The sequence below is a fragment of the Arsenophonus sp. ENCA genome (assembly GCF_002287155.1).
GTDB lineage: Bacteria > Pseudomonadota > Gammaproteobacteria > Enterobacterales > Enterobacteriaceae > Arsenophonus > Arsenophonus nilaparvatae.
Map to the genome: position 1 here is coordinate 1 of NZ_NHNG01000586.1, position 7,766 is coordinate 7,766.

The 7,766-nt window shown below is 40.3% G+C and carries 6 protein-coding genes and 2 pseudogenes; 7 read left to right on the forward strand and 1 reads right to left on the reverse strand.

All coding sequences use genetic code 11. The features are described 5' to 3' along the window. From CBG25_RS15305 to ihfB, 7 genes and pseudogenes are all read left to right on the forward strand, one after another. Nucleotides 1-212: pseudogene (locus tag CBG25_RS15305) on the forward strand (hypothetical protein); the annotation flags it as partial. Between the two features lie 18 nt (nt 213-230). Further along, nucleotides 231-959: pseudogene (locus CBG25_RS15310) on the forward strand (type II asparaginase); the annotation flags it as partial. Between the two features lie 125 nt (nt 960-1,084). Further along, nucleotides 1,085-2,173: a 3-phosphoserine/phosphohydroxythreonine transaminase gene (gene serC / locus CBG25_RS15315; RefSeq protein WP_290607724.1), complete on the forward strand. Its 1,089-nt coding sequence runs from the start codon at nt 1,085-1,087 to the stop codon at nt 2,171-2,173. A gap of 113 nt (nt 2,174-2,286) precedes the next feature. Next, on the forward strand, nt 2,287-3,570 hold the full coding sequence (aroA, locus tag CBG25_RS15320; protein WP_290607726.1) for a 3-phosphoshikimate 1-carboxyvinyltransferase: 1,284 nt from the start codon (nt 2,287-2,289) through the stop codon (nt 3,568-3,570). A 175-nt stretch (nt 3,571-3,745) separates the two neighbouring features. Next, on the forward strand, nt 3,746-4,432 hold the full coding sequence (gene cmk / locus CBG25_RS15325; protein WP_290607728.1) for a (d)CMP kinase: 687 nt from the start codon (nt 3,746-3,748) through the stop codon (nt 4,430-4,432). A gap of 168 nt (nt 4,433-4,600) precedes the next feature. After that, the gene (gene rpsA / locus CBG25_RS15330; RefSeq protein WP_290607732.1) at nt 4,601-6,274 is read left to right on the forward strand and encodes a 30S ribosomal protein S1; all 1,674 of its coding nucleotides are present in this window, start codon (nt 4,601-4,603) and stop codon (nt 6,272-6,274) included. Between the two features lie 59 nt (nt 6,275-6,333). Beyond that, nucleotides 6,334-6,612 (forward strand): integration host factor subunit beta, encoded by a 279-nt coding sequence (gene ihfB / locus CBG25_RS15335; RefSeq protein ID WP_290607730.1) that lies wholly within the window; start codon nt 6,334-6,336, stop codon nt 6,610-6,612. Between the two features lie 424 nt (nt 6,613-7,036). On the opposite strand, the gene CBG25_RS15340 is transcribed toward ihfB, so the two are convergent. Continuing rightward, nucleotides 7,037-7,766: IS66 family transposase (locus CBG25_RS15340; RefSeq protein ID WP_290604254.1), on the reverse strand; the 730-nt coding region annotated here is incomplete at its 5' end.

The window sequence follows — 7,766 nt, forward strand, 5'->3', positions numbered from 1 at the left end:
ATCGAGAAGTTAAACAAAATTGTGGTATTGAACGCTGTCAGGCTCGCACGAGCCGAGCGCAAAGAAATCATATTTTTCTCGCTATTTCTGCGTGGTTTGAACAACATAAACGTCGTATATCTGAAAAAATAACCCTTTATCAACAAAATTGGGACGTAATCAAAAATGCTATTGCTGAGCACATCCGTGTTTTATTAGCGTACCCAAATTAGTTTTGTGCGAAACTCGTGATCATTACTCATGGTACTGACACGCTAGAGGAAACCGCTTATTTTTTAGATTTAACCACCCACTGTCATAAACCAATTGTAATGGTTGGTGTGATGAAGCCTGCCACAGCATTAGGTGCTGATGGGCCGTTAAATCTCTATAACGCCGTTATTGTTGCCACTGATAAAGAGGCGAGCAAACGAGGTGTCTTATTAGCCATGGACGATAAAGTTATTAGTGGTCGTAATGTGGTTAAAATGAATACCAACTTTGTTGAAGCATTTGAAGCTATTAATGCTGGCGCTGAAGGTTTTATCTACAATGGCAAAGTGCACTATTTAAACGCGGCTCAACCCAGAGCGCAGAACGCAATTTTTGATATTAGTCAGTTAGATAAATTACCTAAAGTTGGCATTGTTTATAATTATTCAAATGCATCGGCACTACCAGCCAAGTCATTGATCTATCATGGCTATCAAGGCATTGTTAGTGCTGGAGTGGGTAACGGCAATATGTATAACAAAATTTTTAATGTATTGGCCGATGCAGTAAAACAAGGCATAGTGGTTGTTCGCGCTAGTCGTGTGCCAACAGGTTTTACAACTCGCGATGCAGAAGTGGATGATAGTAAATATGGATTTGTTGCTGCAGAGCGTTTGAATCCGCAGAAGGCTCGGGTTTTACTACAGTTAGCCTTGACTCAAACCCATGACCCAATAAAAATTCAAGCGATGTTTGATAAGTATTAATTGGTTATCAGAAAAATGCTGTTTGCCGGCCAGTTGTTTTATTTACAGCTGTTCAGTGGTAATGTTAAAACCTAACCAGAGATTAAATAATAGTAAAAGCTTAATTAGGTCAATAAGGGTGGGTGATGAGTCAGGTATATAATTTTAGCGCTGGTCCGGCCATGTTACCGGTAGAAGTTTTACATTGTGCACAACAAGAACTTTGTAATTGGAACGGTATGGGTGTTTCGGTGATGGAAATAAGCCATCGCAGTGAAGCTTTTATGGAGATAGTTAAAGAAGCTGAACAAAATCTACGTCAATTACTCAAAATACCCGATAATTATAAAATCCTTTTTTGTCACGGTGGTGCCAGAGGTCAATTTGCCGCCTTGCCACTAAATTTATTTCAACCTGATGAAACCGTTGACTATATTGTTGGTGGCTATTGGGCAAAGTCTGCTGCGCAAGAGGCAGCAAAACATTGTGCTGTCAATGAGATTGATATTCGGCTGGAAAAATCAGCTTATTTAAGCGTGCAACCGATGGATAAATGGTCATTAACGACCAGTGCCAAATACCTTCATTATTGCCCGAATGAAACGATTGATGGTATAGCTATCCACACACTACCTGATTTTTCGGCCGATAAAATTGTTATTGCTGATTACTCCTCAGCTATCTTATCACGGCCACTTGATGTCAGCCGTTTTGGTGTTATTTATGCTGGTGCGCAAAAAAATATTGGGCCAGCAGGCATCACATTGGTTATCATTCGGGAAGATTTGTTAGGTCGGGCGAGAAAGGCAACCCCTTCTATCCTTGATTACACCATATTGGCTAAAAATGACTCAATGTACAATACGCCCCCAACTTTTGCCTGGTATCTATCGGGTATGGTGTTTAAATGGTTAAAACAGCAGGGTGGTTTACAAGAAATAGAAAAACGCAATCAACAAAAAGCCCGTTTACTGTATGATGTCATTGATAATAGCCAGTTTTATATTAATCGAATCGATCCAGTTAATCGTTCGGTTATGAATATTCCATTCCAAATGGTAAAACCTAACTTAGATGATGAATTTATCAAAGCGGCAGAGCGGCAAGGGCTACTGTTCCTGAAAGGGCATAAAGCAGCAGGTGGCATGCGTGCTTCAATTTATAATGCTATGCCGCTGGCTGGTGTACAGAAGCTAGTTGATTTTATGATTGATTTTGAACATCAGAATAAATAAATTAAATAGTCCTTTATGGTTAGATTGGTAGTGATATCGTCTAACCCTATCAAATGAATATAAATGTGATTTAAATAATTTATCCAACTTCGTTATTGGAGAGTCTACTATTAATGCAAGCCCTGACAATACAACCCATTTCTTACGTTGAAGGTACTATCAATCTTCCTGGCTCAAAAAGTATTTCTAACCGGGTACTATTGTTAGCAGCATTAGCGCAAGGCCAAACCGTTTTAACTAATCTTCTTGCTAGTGATGATATTCGTCATATGCTTAATGCTTTGACAGCATTGGGTGTCGAATATCAATTATCCAAAGATCTCACCACGTGTATTGTAAAAGGTAGCGGGCATTATTTTAGCCATAAAAAAGGTTTAGAAATTTTTCTCGGTAATGCCGGCACGGCTATGCGCCCATTAACTGCGGTTTTAGCATTGGCGGACAATCATATTGTCTTAACCGGCGAGCCCAGAATGAAAGAGCGACCTATTGGCCATCTTATTGATGCGCTACAGCAAGGTGGAGCAAATATTGATTATCTTGAGCAAGCTGGTTATCCGCCTATAAGGATAAAAGGTGGTTTTCGCGGTGGGAATATCATAGTAGATGGACGCGTATCTAGCCAATTTTTAACAGCTCTTTTAATGGCCGCACCTTTAGCGCCTAATGATACGACTATTCAGATAAAAGGAGAGCTGGTTTCTAAACCCTATATTGATATTACTCTGGCACTGATGCGTGATTTTGGCGTTGAAGTAGACAATCAACACTATTGTCGATTTCATATTAAAGCCGGACAACACTATATTTCACCAGGGGATTATCTTGTTGAGGGCGATGCCTCTTCTGCCTCTTATTTTTTAGCTGCGGCAGCAATTAAAGGTGGTACCGTTAAGGTAACAGGTATTGGCAAAGATAGCTTGCAAGGCGATACCCAATTCGCTGTTGTACTAGAAAAAATGGGTGCCAAAATACGTTGGGGTAAAGATTATATCGAATGTCAACGAGGTGAGTTAATTGGTATTGATATGGATATGAATGCGATCCCCGATGCGGCGATGACGGTTGCGACTCTGGCGCTCTTTGCTCGTGGTGAAACGATTATTCGTAATATCCATAACTGGCGGGTAAAAGAAACTGACAGGTTAACGGCGGTGGCGACTGAATTAACAAAAGTTGGCGCAAAAGTGGAAGAAGGTCGTGATTATATACGTATTTTACCGCCTAAATTATTACAGCATGCTGAAATAGCAACTTATAATGATCATCGTATGGCGATGTGTTTTTCACTTGTCGCGTTGTCAGATACGCCGGTTACCATTTTGGATCCAAATTGTACCGCTAAGACTTTTCCAGACTACTTTAATCAACTAGAAAAATTAAGTCATCGGTACTAGTGTATGCCTAAAAATTAGTATAATACTGAACGACGAGTATTATGCCTGCAACGCTAAATTTGCTCGAAATATCTCTTTGTTTTCCTTAATAGAATGAATTGAGTATAATAGGGTACTTATTAGCCTGATAGAAAGTAGTTGCTAAAATGCAATTCTATCACAAAGGAGGAGTATAATGGTGGTTTTACCCCCCGTTATCACAGTTGATGGTCCAAGTGGCGCAGGTAAAGGTACATTATGTCAGGCATTGGCAAATAAACTGGGCTGGCAGTTACTTGATTCTGGCGCTATTTACCGTGTTCTGGCTTTAGCAGCATTACATCATCATGTTGATATTAAGTCTGAAGAAGCATTAGTTCCATTAGCGGCTAATCTTGATGTCCGTTTTGAACCAAGAGAAAACGAATTAGCTGTTATGCTTGAGGGGGAGGATGTCAGTAATGCAATTCGTAGTGAAGTTGTTGGTAATACGGCATCTCTTAGCGCAACTTTTCCTCGCGTTAGAGAAGCATTATTGCGTCGGCAAAGAGCATTTCGCACTAAACCGGGTTTGATTGCTGATGGTCGTGACATGGGAACGGTGGTTTTCCCAGACGCACCGGTAAAGATTTTTCTTGATGCCACACCTGAAGAGCGCGCTCGTAGACGAATGCAACAGTTGCAGGAAAAGGGCTTTGATGTTAGATTAAGCGATCTTTTAACTGATATTAAAGAGCGTGATTATCGTGATCGTAATAGGTTAATTGCGCCATTGGTACCTGCAAAAGATGCGTTGATCCTGGATTCTACAAAGTTATCAATTGAAGGGGTCATCGAGCAAGTACTTGCTTATGTGAAAAAAAAGCAAATATTATCTATATAATATGCTCAATATTGACATATAATAAGTTAATACACCTATTTGGTGTAGCTGAATTTGTGTTTAGTTAAGTAAAGCTTTGTAACAAGGAGTGTTGCGAGGTATGTGAAATAACCCCATTTGGCAGCATGTTGAATGGCAGTTAAAATTAAAATTTTTGAAGATCTTACTATGACAGAATCTTTTGCTCAACTCTTTGAAGAATCTTTACAGAGTATCGAAACCCGTCCAGGGGCTATTGTTCGTGGTGTTGTTGTTGCTATCGACAAAGATGTCGTGTTAGTTGATGCCGGTCTGAAATCAGAATCAGCGATCCCAGTAGAACAATTTAAAAATGTGCAAGGTGAGCTAGAAATTCAGGTTGGTGATGAAATTGATGTTGCTTTAGATGCAGTAGAAGATGGTTTCGGTGAAACTATCCTGTCTCGCGAAAAAGCGAAACGTCATGAAGCTTGGTTGATGCTAGAAAAAGCCTATGAAGATGCCGAAACAGTTATGGGCATTATCAATGGCAAGGTGAAAGGTGGTTTCACAGTAGAATTAAAAGGAATTCGTGCATTTTTACCCGGTTCATTGGTTGATGTTCGCCCAGTTCGTGACACAACTCACCTGGAAGGTAAAGAGCTTGAGTTCAAAGTTATCAAACTGGATCAGAAACGCAATAACGTTGTTGTTTCGCGTCGTGCTGTGATTGAGTCTGAAAGCAGTGCAGAACGTGATCAGTTACTAGAAAACTTGCAGGAAGGCATGGAAGTTAAGGGTATTGTTAAGAACTTAACTGACTATGGTGCATTTGTTGATTTGGGCGGTGTTGATGGCTTATTACACATTACTGACATGGCTTGGAAACGTGTTAAACACCCAAGTGAAATTGTGAATGTTGGTGATGAAGTCAATGTTAAAGTATTGAAGTTTGATCGTGATCGTACACGTGTTTCTTTAGGCCTGAAGCAGCTTGGAGAAGATCCATGGGTAGCTATTGCTAAGCGTTATCCAGAAGGCACTAAGTTGACAGGGCGAGTCACTAATCTTACTGACTATGGCTGCTTTGTTGAAATTGAGGAAGGTGTTGAAGGTTTAGTACACGTTTCCGAAATGGATTGGACTAATAAAAATATCCATCCATCTAAAGTTGTTAATGTGGGTGATGTTGTTGAAGTTATGGTTCTGGATATTGACGAAGAGCGTCGTCGTATCTCATTAGGTTTGAAACAATGTAAACCAAATCCATGGCAGCAATTTGCAGAAACGCACAATAAGAATGATCGGGTAGAAGGTAAAATAAAATCTATTACTGATTTTGGTATCTTCATCGGTTTAGAAGGTGGTATTGATGGTTTAGTTCATCTGTCTGATATTTCTTGGAATGTTGCAGGTGAAGAAGCGGTTCGTGAATACAAAAAAGGCGATGAAATCGCTGCAGTTGTATTGCAAGTTGACGCTGAACGTGAACGTATTTCTTTGGGTATTAAACAGTTAGCGGAAGATCCATTTAATAACTATCTGTCTGCTCATAAGAAAGGTGTTATCGTTACCGGTAAAGTAGTGGCTGTTGATGCGAAAGGAGCAACGATTGAGTTGGCTGCTGGTGTTGAAGGTCACTTACGTGCATCTGAAGCTTCACGTGATCGCGTGGAAGATACTACTCAAGTATTGAACGTTGGCGATACAGTTGAAGCTAAATATACTGGTGTTGATCGCAAAAACCGTATCATTACCTTATCTGTTCGTGCAAAAGATGAAGCAGATGAAAAAGATGCCATTGCTTCTGTGAACAAACAGGAAGATACCAATTTTGCCAATAATGCGATGGCAGAAGCGTTCAAAGCAGCGAAAGGCGAATAATTAAGTTAATCATAGGGCAACATTTTGTTGCCCCGTAACGGTAGTTTAGGGGAGGTACTATGACCAGGTCTGAATTAATTGAAAGACTTATTAACCAATTAGCTCATATACCAGCAAAACTTATTGAAGAAGCTGTGAAAGAAATGCTTGATCTTATGGCAATAACACTTGCTAAGGGAGAGCGTATTGAGATCCGCGGATTCGGCAGTTTTTCTCTTCATTACCGTGCATCGCGCATCGGCCGTAATCCGAAAACGGGTGATAAAGTTGATTTGAAAGGAAAACATGTTCCTCACTTCAAGCCGGGTAAAGAATTACGTGATCGCGTTAATATTTAATGCATAAATATTAACAAATTTAATTTATTTATTCTCTTAAAATGGTGTCTTAATTAAGGCGCTATTTTTTATTGCCGCGCTCAGGTCAATTTTTCCAATACAATTTTTTTGAATTATTAAAACTTCTCCTTATTGTTATAAGACATTTAATTATTAAAAAATAATAAGAAAATTTTATAATCAAAAATAAATTTTCTTAACTTAACATTAGTTGAGAATAATCTCGCAAAAAAATGAAAATAGTAGAAAAGGGATAAATATTATTTTGACCTTTTATATAAAATCTTATTTATCCTTTTGAAAAAATTCAATATTAATACTAATTTTCGTAATATAGATCTGGCCCGGGAAGAGCTATATGAAAAAAATGTCAGCTCATATAAAGTAAGCGTCATTGGAACCACACAGTGCGCTGCTGCGTGGTTTAAGGTAAGGTGATTTTCCAGGGTAGTAGTGCGTTCCAGTCGATATCCTCATCTGGGTATTTTAGCGCCGTCAGCAGCGCCAAAAGATAATCGTACGGGTTAAGTCCATTGATACGTGCACTTTCCACCAAGCTGTACAATAGCGCGCTGGCATGGGCACCCGATTCCGTATTGGCAAACAGCCAGTTTTTTCTACCAATTACAAAAGGCTTTATCGCCCGTTCGGCGCGGTTGTTGTCGATACTCAAACGACCATCCTCCAGATAGCGCATCAGCTTTGGCCATTGTTTTTGACAATAACCAATGGCTTTACCCAGATAGCCTTTCGGGAGCACCTTCGTCTTTGATAGCCAGGCTTCAAACTCCTCCATCAATGGACGCGCTTCGCTCTGTCGCCGTCGGTAAATCTCTTCAGGAGAAAGCCCTTGACACGTTTTTTCTATCCGGTACAGTTTCTGAATTAACCCTAAGGCCCAAATGGCTTTGCCTACTTTGGTATTCGGCTGGGCTCGCCGAGCCTCTTCAAATTTACGGCGCGCATGCGCCATGCAGCCAACGAGTTGAGCTTCCGTGCCATGATAACCCGCGTAGCCATCAACTTGCAGATACCCCGTATAGTTTACCAGGAATTCGCTCGGGCAACGCCCGCTGCGCGAGTCTTGGTAGTCGTAGATAACCAGGTGCGGCGTGTTATCTTCCACATTTCGCACATCACTGCCGGTGCCATAC